Origin of the sequence: Streptomyces sp. NPDC002018 (assembly GCF_042890865.1) — a bacterium.
GTDB lineage: Bacteria > Actinomycetota > Actinomycetes > Streptomycetales > Streptomycetaceae > Streptomyces.
Map to the genome: position 1 here is coordinate 1 of NZ_JBIASO010000038.1, position 16,792 is coordinate 16,792.

At 72.8% G+C, this 16,792-nt stretch carries 15 protein-coding genes; 4 read left to right on the top strand and 11 right to left on the bottom strand.

Annotated elements, in window-relative coordinates; translation table 11 throughout:
- Positions 1-133, bottom strand: a 133-nt coding sequence (locus tag ACFYYH_RS33560; protein ID WP_388559486.1) for a cation transporter, incomplete at its 3' end; no start/stop codon positions are given.
- A gap of 262 nt (positions 134-395) precedes the next feature.
- Between ACFYYH_RS33560 and ACFYYH_RS33565 the strand changes: the two genes are divergently transcribed.
- Positions 396-1,109 carry a copper homeostasis protein CutC gene (locus ACFYYH_RS33565; protein WP_388559420.1) on the top strand — a complete coding sequence of 238 codons (714 nt, stop codon included), beginning with the start codon at positions 396-398 and terminating at the stop codon, positions 1,107-1,109.
- A gap of 278 nt (positions 1,110-1,387) precedes the next feature.
- Here the strand turns inward: ACFYYH_RS33565 and ACFYYH_RS33570 are convergent, their stop codons facing one another.
- From ACFYYH_RS33570 to ACFYYH_RS33600, 7 genes are all read right to left on the bottom strand, one after another.
- Positions 1,388-1,849: an NUDIX domain-containing protein gene (locus ACFYYH_RS33570; protein WP_388559423.1), complete on the bottom strand. Its 462-nt coding sequence runs from the start codon at positions 1,847-1,849 to the stop codon at positions 1,388-1,390.
- Between the two features lie 130 nt (positions 1,850-1,979).
- Complete coding sequence (locus ACFYYH_RS33575; protein ID WP_388559426.1) at positions 1,980-2,189, bottom strand: hypothetical protein; 210 nt, start codon at positions 2,187-2,189, stop codon at positions 1,980-1,982.
- A 455-nt stretch (positions 2,190-2,644) separates the two neighbouring features.
- Complete coding sequence (locus tag ACFYYH_RS33580; RefSeq protein WP_388559429.1) at positions 2,645-4,399, bottom strand: CocE/NonD family hydrolase; 1,755 nt, start codon at positions 4,397-4,399, stop codon at positions 2,645-2,647.
- A 154-nt stretch (positions 4,400-4,553) separates the two neighbouring features.
- Entirely contained in the window at positions 4,554-5,501 is a 948-nt protein-coding gene (locus ACFYYH_RS33585) for an ABC transporter permease (protein WP_388559432.1), read from the bottom strand.
- On the bottom strand, positions 5,498-6,271 hold the full coding sequence (locus ACFYYH_RS33590) for an ABC transporter permease (protein ID WP_388559435.1): 774 nt from the start codon (positions 6,269-6,271) through the stop codon (positions 5,498-5,500). Before ACFYYH_RS33590 ends, ACFYYH_RS33585 begins: the two co-directional genes overlap by 4 nt.
- An 80-nt stretch (positions 6,272-6,351) precedes the next feature.
- Positions 6,352-7,407: an ABC transporter substrate-binding protein gene (locus tag ACFYYH_RS33595; RefSeq protein ID WP_388559438.1), complete on the bottom strand. Its 1,056-nt coding sequence runs from the start codon at positions 7,405-7,407 to the stop codon at positions 6,352-6,354.
- A gap of 123 nt (positions 7,408-7,530) precedes the next feature.
- Positions 7,531-8,394 carry an ABC transporter ATP-binding protein gene (locus tag ACFYYH_RS33600; RefSeq protein ID WP_388559440.1) on the bottom strand — a complete coding sequence of 288 codons (864 nt, stop codon included), beginning with the start codon at positions 8,392-8,394 and terminating at the stop codon, positions 7,531-7,533.
- Positions 8,395-8,481: 87 nt separating this feature from the next.
- Here ACFYYH_RS33600 and ACFYYH_RS33605 point away from each other — a divergent pair, with 87 nt between their 5' ends.
- Both ACFYYH_RS33605 and ACFYYH_RS33610 read left to right on the top strand, forming a co-directional pair.
- Entirely contained in the window at positions 8,482-9,480 is a 999-nt protein-coding gene (locus tag ACFYYH_RS33605) for an alpha/beta fold hydrolase (RefSeq protein WP_388559442.1), read from the top strand.
- On the top strand, positions 9,477-10,223 hold the full coding sequence (locus tag ACFYYH_RS33610; RefSeq protein ID WP_388559445.1) for a GntR family transcriptional regulator: 747 nt from the start codon (positions 9,477-9,479) through the stop codon (positions 10,221-10,223). Before ACFYYH_RS33605 ends, ACFYYH_RS33610 begins: the two co-directional genes overlap by 4 nt.
- A gap of 259 nt (positions 10,224-10,482) precedes the next feature.
- Here the strand turns inward: ACFYYH_RS33610 and ACFYYH_RS33615 are convergent, their stop codons facing one another.
- Together ACFYYH_RS33615 and ACFYYH_RS33620 are read right to left on the bottom strand one after the other, a co-directional pair.
- Positions 10,483-12,132 (bottom strand): CaiB/BaiF CoA transferase family protein, encoded by a 1,650-nt coding sequence (locus ACFYYH_RS33615; RefSeq protein ID WP_388559447.1) that lies wholly within the window; start codon positions 12,130-12,132, stop codon positions 10,483-10,485.
- On the bottom strand, positions 12,129-13,124 hold the full coding sequence (locus ACFYYH_RS33620) for an MBL fold metallo-hydrolase (protein ID WP_388559450.1): 996 nt from the start codon (positions 13,122-13,124) through the stop codon (positions 12,129-12,131). Before ACFYYH_RS33620 ends, ACFYYH_RS33615 begins: the two co-directional genes overlap by 4 nt.
- Before the next feature lie 191 nt (positions 13,125-13,315).
- Here ACFYYH_RS33620 and ACFYYH_RS33625 point away from each other — a divergent pair, with 191 nt between their 5' ends.
- Positions 13,316-14,398 carry an HpcH/HpaI aldolase/citrate lyase family protein gene (locus ACFYYH_RS33625; protein WP_388559453.1) on the top strand — a complete coding sequence of 361 codons (1,083 nt, stop codon included), beginning with the start codon at positions 13,316-13,318 and terminating at the stop codon, positions 14,396-14,398.
- A 127-nt stretch (positions 14,399-14,525) separates the two neighbouring features.
- On the opposite strand, the gene ACFYYH_RS33630 is transcribed toward ACFYYH_RS33625, so the two are convergent.
- Complete coding sequence (locus ACFYYH_RS33630) at positions 14,526-16,643, bottom strand: HelD family protein (RefSeq protein WP_388559489.1); 2,118 nt, start codon at positions 16,641-16,643, stop codon at positions 14,526-14,528.
- Positions 16,644-16,792 lie beyond the last annotated feature (149 nt).

Below are 16,792 nucleotides of genomic sequence, written 5' to 3' on the forward strand. Positions count from 1 at the left end.
TGACGGTGGCTACGACACCGTCCATCCGGTTGAGTTTCTTCTCGATCCGCGCGGCACACGAGGCACAGGTCATACCGCCGATGAGCAGCTCGACCTCGGCTGGTGCGTCGCCGGTGGTTCTGGTGAGACTCATGGCTGACGGCTCCTCGTGGTCGACCGATGAGGACATTGTACCCCCTAGGGGTATTTCCTCCTTCAGGTATACCTCTCGCCCAGGGTGACTGCAAGATACCCCAGGGGGGTATTTTCCTCTCCTTCTCAGCCTCCGGCGCTGGTCCCTCCGTGTTACAGCGGTGATGCACGGTGCGGGTGCGCTGGTGCGCCGTGGTGCGGCTCCCCTTAGGCTGGACATTGGACTAGACCTATAGCCGCCCATCCCCGATGAATGAGGTCTCATGAGCAAGCGTGCAGTCCTGGAGGTGATCGCCCTCGACGTGGAGGACGCGGTCGCCGCCCGGAGCGGAGGTGCGGACCGCCTCGAACTCGTCACCGACATGGCGGCGGACGGCCTGACCCCGCCCCGCGAGACCTTCGCGGCGATCCGCGCCGCCGTCGACATCCCGCTGCGGGTGATGCTGCGGCTGGCCGACGGCTTCACGGTGGGGGAGCCCGGCGGGCCGGGCGATGTGGACGCGCTGGTGAGCGCGGCGCGCGGGCTGCGTGCGGAGGGGGCGGAGGAGTTCGTCTTCGGCTTCCTGGACGTGGACGGCAGTCCTGACCTGGTGACCGTGGAGCGGCTGCTCGCGGAGCTGGACGGCTGCCGCTGGACCTTCCACCGGGCCATCGACCGCGCGGCCGACCGGAACGCGCTGCGCAAGCAGCTCGCGGATCTGCCGGGGCTGGACACGTATCTCACCGCCGGTTCGCCCGACGGTGTGGACAACGGTCTGCCGACCCTCCTCGCGGAAGCACGCGCCGCGGGACGCGGGGAGCCGGGGTACGGGCCGCGCATGCTGGTCGGCGGCGGGCTCCGGCTCGACCATGTGGACGTACTGGTCGCGGCGGGTGTCGACGGCTTCCACATCGGCGGCGCGGCACGGCCGGGCGGCTGGACGGAACCGGTGTCCGTGGACGCCGTAAGGGAATGGCGCACTGCCCTCGACGCCTGACGCCCGACCTGACGCGGACGCCCGACCTGACGCGCGAAAGGGACGACGGACGGGACGACGGCCTCTCCGGCCAGCCCGCGACCCCGTCCGCCTGCCGCCGGGAAACGGCAGGCGGACGGACCGGACCCCTGCCCCGGTCCGGAGGGAACATGTCGCAGCCCATGCCGGGGACTTCGTGGCCGCGTTCGGCCATGCAGGCCGCGTGCAGGGTGCCGAGGTAGCCGCAGCCGACGACGGTGAGTTTCACGAGCGGGTGTCCTTCCAGGTGGCCTCGCCCCTCACCGGGGAAGGCACCGCTTGGACGGAAGGCTGGTCAGGTAGCGGTTGATGCCGTCCCGGATGAAGAAGGGGATCTTGAGGTCGTCCAGCGATTCGGGGGCGAAGAACTGGAGCTTGACGCCTTCTGTCAGCGGGAGCCGAGTCTCGTCGCCGTCCCAGTGGGAGGAGAAGAAGGTGATCAGCTGGCCCGAGCCGTGCTGGTCGCGGATCTCACAGAACTGCCGCAGATTCTCGACCTCGGTGCCCAGTCCGGCCTCTTCGTCCAGCTCACGACAGATCGCGTCGACTTCGTGCTCGCCCGGGTCGCAGCCGCCTCCCAGCAGGCTCCAGTAGCCGGGCCAGGCAATGCCGTCGATGTCATCACGCAGATGCAGCAAAAGCTCGCCGCGGCTGTTGCAGATGATCACGACCGCGCCGCGGGCGGCGGGCTGCCCCGGGACGGAGGTGGTGTCGGAGTGCATTCAGACACCGTAGTGAGCCAGTTGCGGAGCCGCGGCAGCCCTCACCGTCCGGTCGCAGAACCACGCGGCCGTCCTGAGGGCCTGCATCCGCGTGCGGTCGAACCGGCCGCCGGGCTTCAGCCCTCCCTGGTCAGACGAGTTGCCACCCGGACAGCCGGTCGCCAACCCCGACCGCCGCTGTCAGTCGGGTGCCGGGCAGTTCCTTGACCGGAACGCCGACCGCGTCCGCGATCTCCTGGGCGGGGTACCGCTCGGGCGCATCCGCGTCCGAAGCATCCGCCACGATCTCAGCCTCACTGCCCACCAGCAGCAGCACTCTCACATTCGCCCGCTCGCCCATTCCTTCTGCCCTTTCAGAGGGAGCCGTGCCGCTGTGTGCGGAAAGGCCGTGGTCCGTGCTGACGTACTTCATCCGCCCGAGGCCGACGTGCACCCGGACGAGGCAGTGGTTGCTTCCCGGGCGGCGGCCTGCGGTGACGATCTCCTCATACAGTAGCGAGGATCGCGGCCTTGGGAACGTCAGCCCCGGGGACGGCAATCGCGCCGTATGGCACCGCCCTGGCCCTCTGGCCCCCTGGCGCCGGGAGACGGCCGTTCGCGAGTTCATCCACCGCACCCGCACCGAACTGGGCATCGCGGCCTGAGCGTCGGGTCGGGTCGCCTGTCGGAACGGGGGCGGTTGCTCGCGCGGGGGCGGTCGGACGCTGGCGGTGCCGGTGCCGGTGCCGGTGCCGGTGCCGGTGTGGGATGGGCGGGGCTGCGGGGGTTCGTTCTGCCGGCGGGGGGCCTCTGGGTTCAGCTCGACGGGATCACCGGGAGCAGGAGATACGACGCGTGGGGGCCGCCCACATGGATGGTGGTGTGGCCGGCGTAGAGCTGGGGCGGGCGGTTTCCGGGGTCGTTGTGGAGGAAGGGGCCGCACCCCGTGAGCTCGTTCTTGAGGTTGGAGAGCCGGGCGCCGGGTCCCGGATGGACGTAGTCCCGGCCGCGCACCTGGAGGGCCAGCCGGTAGCCGACGGGGATGACCAGGGACGTCGGGAGGATCTCGATGTCGAGTTCGTACACGGCCCCGGGCTCCAGCGGCTCGGCGCGGTCATGCGGATGGAACGGGCGGTACGGGGTCGACAGCTCCGGGTCCAGCCGGCGGTGCGAGGCGCGCAACCAGCCCTGGGCGATGGGGGTGTGGGGGTCCAGGGCGCCCTGGAAGACGATCTCCTCGCCCTCCGGCGAGTAGACCCGTACGACCAGGAACAGGTCGGCGTCGGCGGTGGTGGAGGAGACGAACAGCTTCGCCGCCAGCGGGCCGGTGATCTCCGTCCACTCCGGCAGCGGCGCGGTGCTGAACTCCACCCCGTCGCCGGACGCGTCGAAGCCGACCGTGCCCTCGGTGGCCGCCTCCTCGGTGAGCGCGCCGTCCGCCGTCAGCCGCAGTGTGGTCCAGCGGGTCGACGGCAGGGGCCAGGCGTCCTCGCCGCGCTCGGTGAACGTCCCGTCGACATGGCGGATCTGGAGCTGTACCGGGGGCCGGTCCTCCCAGCCGTTGGGCTCGTCCTTCAGATACCGGTCGAAGAACCGCATCTGGAGGTCGACCCCGTAGTCGGTGTAGAAGAGCGGCCAGTGCGCGTGGCCGTGCATCTCCAGCCACTTGCGGGTGGACGCCGCCCGGACGAACCCCTCCACGTTGCCGCGCAGATGGAGTCCTTGACCGCCCCAGTTGCCGCAGCTCAGGACCGGCACGTCGATGGCGTCCCAGTGGGCCGAGCGGTCCCGGTGGTACGCGTCGTCGAAGGGGTGCGCCGCGATGTCCGCGCCGAGATCGGTACGGTTCGCGGCCAGCTCCGCCGGATCGAGGACATCGTCGCCGCAGATCAGCTGTCCGGTGTTCGGGTTGCGGCCGCCGATCTCGCCGACGCCGTACTGGACCGTCTTGACCTGCATGTCGTACCAGTTGTCCCAGAAGGTGGAGCGGACACCGCCCTGGTACGAGCCGTCCCGGTAGAAGTCCGCGGCCCCTTCCCAGGGGCAGATGGCGGCCAGGTGCGGCGGGCGCAGGGAGGCGACGTGCCACTGGTTCATCGCGTAGTACGAGATGCCGTTGAGGCCCACCCGGCCGTTGCTCCAGCTCCGGGTGCCCGCCCATTCGACGCAGTCGTGGAAGTCGCGGGTCTCGCGGGGCGAGAAGGGATCGACCCGGCCGGGCGAGCGGCCGGTGCCGCGCGAGTCGACCCGGACGCAGGCGTAGCCGTGCGGCACCCACTTCTCGGGGTCGACGACCTCCCAGTTCTGGTACTTGTTGGAGGTGCCCGCCACCGTGTCGGGGTGGTCCCGGGACATCGCCTCCCACGCGCTGGGATAGCCGCGCTGGAAGGGCAGGCCCTTGGCGTACGGACCGTAGGTCATGATCACCGGCACCGGCTCGTCGGTCACCGGCCGGAACACGTCCGCGCGCAGCACGATCCCGTCGTCCATCTCGATGGGTACGTCCCACTCGACGCGCATACCGTCGATGAGCTCCGTACGGAACGGCCGCGGGCCGCCGTCGTCGGGCATTTCCTCGCTCCTTGCTTGCGGGATTCTGTGCGGTGAGGTGGGTGAGGTGGGTGGGCTGAGTGTGGGCTGAGTGTGGGCTGAATGAGGTGGGTGGGGTGGGCCGGCTGGGCCGGTTGCGGTGGGTGCGGTGGGGGTGTCGGTCGATGGTCGGCGGTCAGCGGTTGACGTGCAGATGCCAGGGGGCCAGCCGGCGCAACGCCGTCTCGGTGCCCGCCCGCGCGACGATGCCGAGCGCGGCCAGGACGAGGACCGCGACGAACGCGGCGTCCTGCTGGAACGAGTGCGCGTTGCTGAGGATGTAGGTGCCCAGCCCCGGGAGGCTCGCGAGGAACTCCACCGCCACCGCGCCGACCAGGGCCCGGCCCACCGCCACCTGGACGCCGGCGATGATGAACGGCAGCGTCGAGGGCAGCAGGACGTCGGCCACCACCCGGAGCCGGGACAGCCGCAGCACCTGCGACAACTCCCCCAACTGGGCGGGGATCTCACGGGCACCGTCGCCGGTGCTCACCGCGCAGGGCAGGAACGCCGACAGGGCGATCACGGCCAGCCGGGTCTGACTGGAGTAGCCGAGCCAGATCGTCGCCATCGGCACCATGGCCAGCATCGGCATCGCGTACAGACCGCTGATGTACGGCGAGCTGAGATGCCGCAGCCAGGGCAGCCGGCCCAGGCCCAGACCGACGGCCGTACCGGCGGCGCAGCCGAGGAGCAGACCCAGCGCCACCCCGCCGAGCGTCTCGCCCAGCGCGGTGCCGAACGCCTCGGAGGTGAGGGTCGGCCAGGCCGCCCCGGCCACACCCGAGGGCGTGGGCAGATAGTCGGGCAGCCACAGCCGTACGGAGGCCTCCCAGACGACGGCGACGACGACGGCGACGGTCAGCTTGCCGAGCAGACCGGCCGTACGGTCGCTCAGCCGTTTCTTCGGCAGGGGAGCAGTACGGCCGGTGGTCGTGGCCCCGCCGGTCCCAGTGACCCCGCCGGTCCCGGTGGTGCCGGCGGCCCCGCCGGTCGCGGTGGCTCCAGTGGTTGTGGCGGCCCCCGTGGCCGTAGTGGCTCCGGTGGTGCTTTCGGAGGCCGGGATCTCCCGGTGGGTACTCATGACCGCACCGTCCGCCACCGTGCGAAGTGACGTTCGACCGCGCGGCCGCAGCCCATCAGGGCGACAGCCAGCACCGACACCAGCACGGTCAGACCGAGCACGGTGGCCGTGTCGAACCGGGTGCCGGCGGCGAGCAGCAGCCCGCCGACGCCGCTGGCGTTGAGGAAGAACTCGGCGGCCAGGGTCCCCACGAAGGCCATCGCGATCCCCTGCCGCACCCCGGTCATGGCGTACGGCAAGGTGTGCGGCAGCAGCACGTCCTTCCAGATCCGCCACTCACTGCTGCGGAAGGTACGGGCCACCTCCAGCAGGGTCGTCGGCACCCGGTGGGCTCCCTCGGCCGTGTTCACGACGACGGGGAACACCGCGGTCAGGAAGACCACCAGGGTCTTGGCGGGCAGGCCGAAGCCGAACGCCGAGAGGATCAGCGGGGCGAGCGCCACGATCGGGACCGACTGGAGGGCGAAGAGCAGCCAGTCCGTGCTGGCCCGCAGCAGCCGGGCCCGGGAGAGCAGCAGCCCGAACCCGACCCCGACGACGATCGCCAGGGCGAGCCCGACCACCAGCAGCTTTCCGGAGGAGAGCAGCGCGCTCGGCAGTGAGCCGTCGCGGACCATGTCGAGCAGCGCCTCGGCCGACCGGCCCGGCGTCGCGAACAGGACGGGATCCCGCTGTCCGGCGAACTGCCAGAGGCCGAGTCCGGCCAGCAGCCCCGCCGCGGAGATCGCGAGCGGTCCCAGCCGCGCTCCCAGCCGCGTCCCCGACCGCACACCCGGACGGGCGGCGCGTGATCGTGAGCGGGGGACGCGTGGTCGTGGGCGGGCGGCGGCCCGCGCTCCGGGGCCCGCCATCACTTGCCCGTCGCGTCGGCGAACACCGACGGGTCCACCAGCGAGTCGTACGTGGGCGCCTTGGCCTCGGGCACATTGCCCGCCTCGACGGCCGCGTCGATGGTGTGCTGGATGGCCGCCTTGTCGAGGCCGTCGCCCTCCTTGGGCCAGACACCGAGCGAGAGGAACTGCGGCAGCGCGGCCTCGGCCACGGTGCCGGGTTCCTTGGTGACGGCGGACGCCTCGGCCGCGACCTGCTTGGCGTTGGCCGGGTCGTACATGAACGCGACCGTCTCGCGCAGCGCCGCCACGACCTTGACCCAGGTGTCCCGGGCGGGGCCGGCGAGCTGGTCCTTGCGGGCGACGAGCACGGTGTAGTGCTGGAGCGGGTCCACCCCGGCCAGCGTCATGACCTCGTTGACCTTGGTCCCCGAGCCGATCTTCTCCCGTACGGTGGCGAGTTCGTCGGGGTGCAGGACGGCCAGCTCGACCTGCCCGGCCACCAGCGCGTCCACGGTCGGCGGGCCGCCGACATTGATCGTGCTGACGTCCTTCGGGCCGAGGCCGCAGCTCGCCAGCATGGCGGCCAGGCCCAGTGCCTTGGGCGCGCCCACCGCGTCGACCGCGACGGTCTTGCCCTTGACCGAAGCGCAGTCGGTGACCTTTCCGTCGGTGCTGGCCAGCAGATAGGTCGGCTTGGGGAAGCCCATCACCGAGACGATCGAGCCGCCGCTCGCGCCGAGCGCGACCGCGCCCGGCGTCCCGATGACACCGCCCTGGATCTCGCCGCTCTGCACCGCGCGGCCGACATCGGCGCCGGTGGTCAGCGGGCGGAGGGTGACATCCACACCGCGGTCGGAGAAGAAGCCCTGCTTCTCGCCCACGTACAGCACGGTGTTCAGATAGATCGGCGGGATGCCGGGCACTCCGATGGTGATCTTGGTGTCTCCGCCGGCTCCGCCGTCGCCCGCGGCGGCCGAGGAGGAGTCGTCGGAGCCGCAGCCGGCCAGGGCGGCGCCGAGCGAGAGGAGTGCGGCCAGTCCGGCCAGGGCGCGTCTGCGCCGGGAGATTCTCATGCGAAGTGCTCCTTCTGCCGCCGTGCCGAGTGCGCGACAGGTGGCGGTGCGGGTGTGGTGACGTGGTGACGTGGTGACGGAATGACTGGGTGCCGCGCGGTCAGGACCGCGCGGCGGCGGCGGTCAGGACCGCGCGTCGGCGTTCATGACCAGGGACCAGACCCGCTCGCGGATGGCGAGGAACTCCGGGGTGGCCAGTACGGACCGGTCACGGGGGTGCGGGAGCGTCACGTCGATCAGCTCGGCGACACCGCTGGGCCGTCCGTTGAGCACGGCGATCCGGTCCCCGAAGAGAACGGCCTCGTCTATCGAGTGGGTGACGAACAGCATCGTCACGGGGTGGTCCTGCCAGATGTTCAGCAGCTCGAACTGGAGGACCTCGCGGGTCTGCGCGTCCAGCGCGCCGAACGGCTCGTCCATGAGCAGCAGCCGGGGGCGTACGGCCAGGGCGCGGGCCAGGCCGGTGCGCTGCTGCATCCCGCCGGAGAGCTGGTGCGGATACGACTTCTCGAAGCCGGAGAGCCCGACGAGCCCGATCAGCTCCTGGGCCCTCTCCAGCGCCTCCTTCTTCGCGACGCCGCGTACGCGCAGCGCGTAGGCGACATTCGCCTCGACCGTCTTCCACGGGAAGAGGCCGAAGTGCTGGAAGACCATCGCCACCCCGTCCGGGGTGCCGGCCGAGGTCTGCCCGTCGATACGGACCTCCCCCTCGGCGGGCGCGATCAGTCCGGCCACCGCCCGCAGCAGGGTGGTCTTGCCGCAGCCGGAGGGGCCGACGATCGAGAGCACCTCGCCGGCGCCGATGGTCAGGTCGATGTCCTGGGACACGGTGCGTTCGCCGAAGCGCATGGTCAGCCCGTCGATCGCCACCGTGGCGCCACCGTGCGCGCCGGCCGGTGCGGCCGTCCCTGCTGGCCCCGGCGCGCCGGCTCGGGGGTCGCGCTGTGCGTCGCCCTCGCTGTGGTGCACGGAGTGGGTCGTGGTCATACCGGGGATTCTGGGCACTAGGATGCCTGACATGCAATAGCTATACTCAAGAAACCGAAAGATGCATGATCCTGGTGTGAGGTGCCTATGACTGTGACGGCCACGGCTCTGCTCGTGCTGCACACCTGGGGAGGCGACGGGCGCACCTGGGCGCCCGCCCTCCCCTTTCTGTGTGCCGACGGGCGGGCCGTCGAGGCACCCGATCTGCCGGGGCACGGCGGCCGGGCCGACGAACCGTTCACCCCGGCCGGTGCGCTGGAGGCGGCCTCGGCGTGCGCCGCCGCCCTGGACGGTGGCCGCCCGGTGGATGTCGTGGGCTCCGGTCTCGGCGCCCTGATCGCGCTCGCTCTCACCCGTCAACGGCCACACGCCGTGCGCTCCTTGACCCTCGTCGGGTTCCCCCCGGCCGGCGGGCCCGCGGCGGCGGGGCGGCTGGCGCAGACCGAGGAGCGGCTGCGCCGCGAGGGGACCGCCGCCTTCGCCCGGAGCTATGCCGAAGGCACCCTGCGCGGCTCCGGTCCCGCCCGTCGCGCGCTGCTGCGCGACGCGATGGCGGCGACGCGCGCGCGGACCCTGTTGGACTCCCTGCGGGCCACCCTCGGTTGGGCCGGCGACGCGCCGCCCCGGCCGCTGGGGTCGCCGTGTCTGGTGCTGCGCGGCGCGTACGACGAACGGGTCGGCGAGGACGCCGCGAAGGCGCTGGCCGGACAGCTCGGCGGGGTGTACGGGGTGGTGCCGGGCGCGGGTCATGTCGCGTACCTGGACGAGCCCGAGGCCTTCGCGGCGGTCCTCCTGGACTTCCACGGCGGCCTCGACCACGATCACGGCCTCGACCATGACCGCGCGATCGATCACGGCCTCGATCAGGATCACGATCACGGCCTCGATCACGGCCACGGCCTCCAACATCACGGCCTCGATCACGGCCTTGACCGCACGGCCGACGGGCCGGTCCCCGGACACGGGCCCGGCCCTTCGCGTCCCCCGCGGTCCGCCCCGGCGGGCCGATACGGCACGGAACCCGTTCCGCCGGTGCGACACTCATCAGGCCCGCCGACCCGACGCTCCCCGAGCGCTGAGCGATGAAGGACACACCCATGCTGCCGCCGGCCCGCCGACGTCCCTCCACCGCGACCGACGGCGTCGCGTCGAAGGGGGCGAAACCGCTGACGAAGCGCGACCGTATCGCCACCGAGCTGCGGCGGATGATCAGCGAGGGCGAACTGCCCCGGGGCAGCCGTATCCAGCAGGACGTGCTCGCCGCCATGTTCGACACCAGCATCACACCGGTCCGTGAGGCGCTGCGGCTGCTGGAGGCCGAGGGTGTGCTGGTCGGTGAGCCGCACAAGGGCGTCCGGGTCGCCGACGCCGACTACGAGCAGGTCAAGACCGTCTATCTGCTGCGCCGCCTGGTGGAGCCGTACGCCATGCAGCGGGCGGCCCGGCGGCTCTCCCCGCGCGACATCGACCTCGCGGAGCGGCTGGTGACGGAGATGGAGGAGGCCGCGGCCGAGGGGGACCGCGCACGGCTGAACGCCACGAACCGTCAGTTCCACTTCCTCTTCTACGCGAACTGCGGCAACGAGGGGCTCGCCGACGAGATCGACCAGCTCTGGCAGAAGTTCCCGTGGGACGTGCTCCAGGTCCTCCACGACCGGGCCGAGGAGACCTCCAACGAACACCGGGCGATGCTGGCGGCGGCCCGGCTCGGTGACGGGGACGCGCTGGCAAAGGCGACGGAGTGGCACCTGTCCCGCAGTTTCCTCGCGCTGGCACGGCATCTGACGGGCCAACAGATCGTTGACCCGTTCGACGTCGACAACGACTGAGGCGACCGCTTCTGGCGCGACCACGGCTCACGCGACAACGGCCGGCGCGGCCACCGCTGTCGACTACGGCCGACACGACGGCACGGCCGAACCGACGACGGCGGATCCGTGTCCCGCCGGGCCGGTGTCCCCCGGACCGGTGTCCCGCCGGGCCGGCGTTCCCCGGACCGGTGACCCCCGGGCGGGACTCCCCTCGGGCAGGCGCCCCGCAGGGCAGGCCGGCCCGGCCGGCCCAGGGCCGTACCGGCCCGGCCGCCGGTCACCGGGCGGGCGCCGCCGACGCGGATGTGCCGCTCGGTGACGAGCCGTCGGACGGGGAGGAGGCCCCCGTGGACGGCGTCCCGGCGGTCGTGGCGTCCGTGGGCGGTGCGTCGGCGGACGGCCCGTCCGCAAGCGCCGCGTCCGGAGGCGGCGCGTCCGCGTGCAGCGCGTCCGCAGGCGGCCCGTCCGTGGGTGTCGCATCCGCAGGCAGCGCGTCCGATCGGGGCGCGGGCGATGTCAGCAGCGCGTCCATCTCGGCCCGCGACAGGCCCAGTTCACCCAGCACGTCCGCGGTGTGCTCGCCCAGCGCCGGCACCCGGCGCCCCCCGGGCGGCTCCCGGTGGGGATGCAGCGGCGAGGTGACCACCCGCACCGCCCGCCCGTCCGGCAGCGTCGCCTCCGACCAGCGCCCGGTCGCCTCCGCCTGCGGATGGTCCAGGACCTCGCCGATCTGGTTCAGCCGCGCGTAGGGCACATCGGCCCGCTCCAGCCGCTCGGTGACCTCGGCGGTGGAGAGCAGGCTCAGCCGTGCCTGCACCGCGCGCTCCGTCCGTTCGCGGTGCCGCACCCGGGCGCTGTTCGACGCGAACGCCGGATCGTCCAGCAGCCCCGGTTCGTCCAGCACCATCCGGCACAGCCGCCGCCACTGGCCCTCGTTCTGCACCGCGATCAGCACGTCCTGGCCCTCGGCGGTCGTATAGGGACCGTACGGCGCGATGCTCGCGTGCCGCAGCCCGGCCGGCGCGGGCGCCGAACCCGCGTGCAGTTCGGCGAGCAGGAGCGGGCTCATCCACTCCAGCAGTACGTCGAACAGGGCCACGTCGATCCGTTTGCCCAGCCCGGTCCGCTCCCGTGCATACAGGGCGGAGGTGACGGCGGTGAGCGCGTACGTCCCCCCGGCCAGATCGGCCAGGGAGACACCGGGCTTGGCCGGTGTCTCCGGCGTACCGGTGGCCGTGATCGTGCCCGCCTCGCCCTGCACCAGCGCGTCGTACGCCTTGCGGGTGGCGTACGGTCCCGTCGCCCCGTACCCGGAGAGATAGCAGCGCACCAGCCGAGGGTTCAGCCGGGCCAGTTCCTCGTCGGGGACGATCCGCTCCAGGGCGCCCGGCGCGAGATTGCAGACCAGGACATCGGCGTCGCGCAGCAGTCGGCGCAGCACCCGCCGTCCCGGCTCGGCCTTCAGATCGAGCACGACACTGCGCTTGCCCCGGTTGAGCCAGACGAAGTGGCTGGCCAGACCGTGGACGGCCTCGTCGTAGCCACGGGCGAAGTCCCCGCCGCCCGGCCGCTCGATCTTGATCACCTCGGCGCCCAGATCGGCGAGGTGCCGGGTGCACAGGGGGGCGGCGACGGCCTGTTCGACGGCGATGACCCGGATGCCCCGGAGGTCCGCCGCCCGGTCCGGGCCGCCGGCCGCGCCGCTGTGTGCGCCGCCGTCCGCGCTGTCGGCCGCGTTACGCCTCGCGTCCGGGCCTCTGTCCGCGCTGTCGGCCGCGTTACGCCTCACGTCCGGGCCGCCGGCCGCGCTGTCGGCCGCGTTGCCCCTCGCGTCCGGGCCGCCGTCCGCGCTGCCGTCCGTGCTGCCGTGCGCGCCGCCGTTCGTGTCGTCGTCCGGGCCTCTGCCGGCGCCGCCGTCCGTCGTCATGAGCGGCCGAAGCGCAGCACGGTGCCGACGGCGGGCTGCACATAGTTCGAGGCGAGATCGCGGGCCACCCGGGCGTGGGTGTGGAGCCCGCTGCAATGCATCGGCATGACCGTCGCGACCTCCAGTTCGGCGAGCGCGTCCGTGGTCAGCCCGACATTCTCCGCCGGGGTGGTGGGGAAGCCGAGGTGGAACCCGCCCATCACCGCGCGGACCGGCTTGGGTCCGCAGACCGCGCGGGCCTGGGCGATCGTATTGATGACACCCGCGTGCGCGCAGCCCGTCAGGACGACCAGACCCACGTCCTTCACATCCACCACGAGTCCCATCTCGTCCATCACCTCGTCCCGGCGCAGCCGGCCCTCGGCCGAGACCTGGTAGAGACCGGGGTCGCCGGGGCTGAACGCCGGAGCGGCGCCCGCCTCGAACGGGACCTCCCTCGGGATCTCCCCGGTGGTGTGGACACCCCAGCCGAGATCGAGCGAGTCCCTGGTCAGTACGGGGACGCCGCCGGACTTCTCGACCTCGCCGAAGCCGAAGGCGGCGTTGTAGACCGGTGAGGTCCTGCCGTCACCCATGACCGCGTACCGCGGCAGCTCCGCGTCGGCGTGGGTGGCGACCGGGATACGGCGGCCCGCCAGGTCGAGGAAGCGGTGGATACCGCCGAAGTGGTCCGGGTGACCGTGGCTGATCACCACATGGTCGATGGTGGCCGGGTCCACGCCCAGCACCCGCATGTTGTGGGCGAGGACGGTGCCGGTGAGGCCGACGTCGAACAGCACGCGCAGGGTGTGCCGTCCCCGTACCGCCTCGACCAGGAAGCTGATGCCGTTCTCGGCCTGGGGCGGGACGCGCTTGGGGTCGAAGTGCTCGATGAGCCCGTACCTGGTGACGCAGTGGTCATCACCCCCGGTGGGGCTGGCCTGGTCGGGCAGCAGCATGTCCACCTGGTTCTCGACCAGCACGGTAATCGTGACGCTGTCGGCTTGGAACACGCCGCGATCCCCTCCTCGTCGGCGGGACACCGCCCCGCCCCTCGTCACGGCTCCGGACCGGTCGTACGGCCTCCGTACAGCGGACCGTCCCGAAGTATTGTGACTGGTAAGCTACATCACCACTTAGGAAAATGCATCATCTGATTCATTGTGTGCAACGCCTGATTTTCTTGTATGTGAGGAGTAGCCCGGTGCCCCCTCGGCCGCCTCGTTCCCATCTCTATGTCCCCGCCGACCAGCCGCGTTTTCTGCGTGCCGCGCGACGCGGCGACGCCGACGCGCTCATCCTCGATCTGGAGGACGCCGTCGCGCCCGCGCGCAAGGACGACGCCCGCGCCGCCGCCGTCGCGTTCGCCCTGGACCGGCCGGCCACCGGCGGGCCGGAGCTGTGGGTACGGGTCAACACGGGCGCCCGGGGCCTCGATGACGCGCGTGCCCTGCTGGCCACGGGCCGGATCGACGGTCTCTGGATGCCCAAAGCGGCGGCGGGCCCGGAGTTCGACGCGCTCGCCGCGCTGGTCGCGGGGAGCGGCGGGCGCCCGGCCGCGGGGTCCTCCACCGCCGGGCCTCGCGCCGCGGCCGGGTCCTCCATCGCCGGGGCCCGTGCCGCCGCCGGACCCCTCGTCGCCGGGTCCGTGGCGCTGGGGCTGCTCGTCGAGAGCGCGGCGGGGGTGCTCACGCTCGGCACCGTCGCCCGCCATCCCGTGGTGCGCCGGATCCAGCTCGGTGAGGTGGACCTGCGCGCGGATCTGCGGATGGAACCGGACTCCGCCCGGGGCGACGATCTGCTCGACTGGGCCCGTGGCCCGGCTGTCGCGCACGCCGTCGCGTACGGCCTTGAGTGCGCCGTCGCGCCGGTCTCCGTGCACCCGTCCGACCGTGCGGCGTTCCGCGCCTCCAGTCTCCGGCTGCGTGGTCTCGGGTTCCAGGGGCGGGCCTGTATCCACCCCGACCAGGTCGCCGTCGCCAACGAGGTGTTCGGCACCGACGCCGCCGAGCTGGCCGGGGCGCACGCCCTGCTCGACCTCTTCGAGCGCCATGAGCGGGACGGCGCCGGGGCGTTCCGCGACGGAGAGGGCGCGATGGCCGACGCGGCGACCGTACGCAGGGCCCGCGAGCTCACCGGTCGTACGGCCGCCGCCCCCGCCGGGAGCACGGGCCCCGCCGATCCCCCCGCTCCCGCCGCTCCCACCGAGCCCGCCGCTCCTGCCGAACCGGCCGTTCCCAGCGACGCCGCCGACGCCGTCGGGCCGGACGGGGCCCAGGCCCGGTGAGGGGTCGGAAACCCAGGCCCGGTGAGCGGCCGGGGCCCAGGCCCGGGGAGCGACGCGGGCGGTGCGGCCCGGCGGATGGCGCGGACCGCCGGGGCCGGCCGACGTCACCCGGTGGGGGCGGCCGGGATCACCCGGCGGGGGCGAGGAGCGCGGCCGGGAGCGGGGCCGTGTGCAGCACCGTCAGCCCGGAGACCGCGCGGGTCAGGGCCACATAGAGGCGTCGCAGGCCGGTACGGTCGTCCGGCTCGCCCGCCACGATCGCGGCCGGGTCGTCCAGCACCACGTAGTCGTACTCCAGTCCCTTCGCCAGGGAGGCGGGGACCAGCGTCAGCCGGGAGGCCGCGGTCGTCTCCTCGCCCGGCGAGAGCCAGGGCATCTCCGCCGCGGTCAGGGCCTCGCGCAGCGCGGGGATCCTGCTGTCCGCCGCGATCAGGCCGATGGAGCCCTCGTGGGCCAGCGCCCGCGCACAGGCGGCCACGACCGCCGTGTCCAGGGCGGAGGCGTCCGGCACCTCCCGTACCTCCAGCGAGCCCGGCGACTCACGGACCGACTCCACCTCCGCCAGGCCCGGCGAGATCTCCGGCAGTAGCCTCGACGCGTACGCGATCACCTCGCGCGGCACACGGAAGCCCGCCGTCAGCTCCTCGACCACCGCGTCGGTCTTGCCGAGATGGCGCAGGGCGTCCGCCCAGCTCGAGGTGGCCCACGGGGTGGTGCCCTGGGCCAGATCGCCGAGGACCGTGGCCGAGCCGGTCGAGCAGCGGCGGCCGACCGCGCGGTACTGCATGGGGGAGAGGTCCTGGGCCTCGTCCAGGACGACATGGCCCAGCGAGTGCGTACGGGCGATCAGATCGGCCGTCTCGTCGATCAGCACCGCGTCCGCCGGTGACCACTTCACCGACTTCACACTCCGCGCCGGCTTCGCCCACAGAATCGTCCGCTGCTCGTCGGGTGTGAGCAGGTCCTCCGCGTGCGCGGCCAGGAACTCCGCGTCGGAGAGCAGCCGCAGCACCAGTTTCGCCGGGTCGACCGGGGGCCAGACGGCCTTCACCGCCGCCTTGACCGCCGGGTTGCGGGCCACCGCGTCCTGCACCCGGTCGTCGGGTGCCTCGCCCGCGCGTTCCATCCGTACGAGCACGGCGTGGGCGATCCGCTGCGGAAGGGCCTCGCGCGCGGCGCCGTAGCGCATGTCCCGGTCCAGCAACTGCTGGACGATCTCCGCGAGTTCGTACGCCGGTACCCGCCACCGCCGGGAGCCGCGCACCACCACGACCTCCTCCGTGGGCGGGGTGACATGGGAGCGCACGGCCCGGCGCAGGACCTCCGCCATCCGGGCGTCGCCCTTGAGCACGGCGGCGGGCGCCGGGTCCGTGCCGCGCACCTCGACCGAGGCGACCAGACCGTCCACCGTCGACTGCCGCACGTCCAGCTCGCCCAGCGCGGGGAGCACCTGCTCGATGTAGTGGAGGAAGGACGCGTTCGGACCGATGACCAGCGTGCCGGTACGGGCCAGCCGCTCGCGGTGCGCGTACAGCAGATACGCGACCCGGTGCAGGCCGACGGCGGTCTTCCCGGTGCCGGGGCCGCCCTGGACGCAGACCGTACCGCCGAGGTCGCTGCGGACGATCTCGTCCTGCTCCGGCTGGATCGTCGCGACGATGTCGCGCATGGGGCCCACGCGCGGGCGTTCGATCTCGGCCTGGAGGAGCCTGCTGGAGAGGACCGCCTCGGTGGGGTCGGAGAGGTGTTCGTCCTCGTACGCGGTGAGCTCCCCGGCCGTGTAGCCGAAGCGGCGGCGCAGCGCGACATCGTGCGGATCCTTCTTCGAGGCCCGGTAGAACGGCTGCGAGACGGGGGCGCGCCAGTCGATGACCATGGGGTCGCCGTGGGCGTCGTGAACATGGCGGCGGCCGATGTACACCGTCGTATCGGCCGCCTCCGGCGTGCGGTCGCCCTCGGCGCCCCGGGAGCTCCCCGCTCCCGGCGCCCCCGCCGCCCCCGCCGCCCCTGCCGTCCCCGCCGGCGCCGCCGCTCCCACGGGACGCAGATAGTCGAGCCGCCCGAAGAAGAGGGGTGTGTGGGCGAGATCGGCGAGTGCCTTGATCCGCTCCTCGATCTGGGCCTCCAGGACGGCGGCGTTGACCCAGTTCGCGGTGACGTCCCGGATGTCGAGCGACTGGACGTCCTCGCGCATCGCGCGGAGCGCGGAGCGGGAGGCGCTCAGATGGGCGCGCTCGCTGCCCAGGGGATCGTCGGCGCCGACGGGCTCGGCGGGCCCGGTGGACCCGGTGGACCCGGCAGGCTCGGTGGGCTCGGCGAGGGCGGGGGCGGCGGCGAGGGGTGCGTCGGGTGTCTGGGGGTCGTGGTCGTACGCGGGCACGGTGTTGCCTCCGG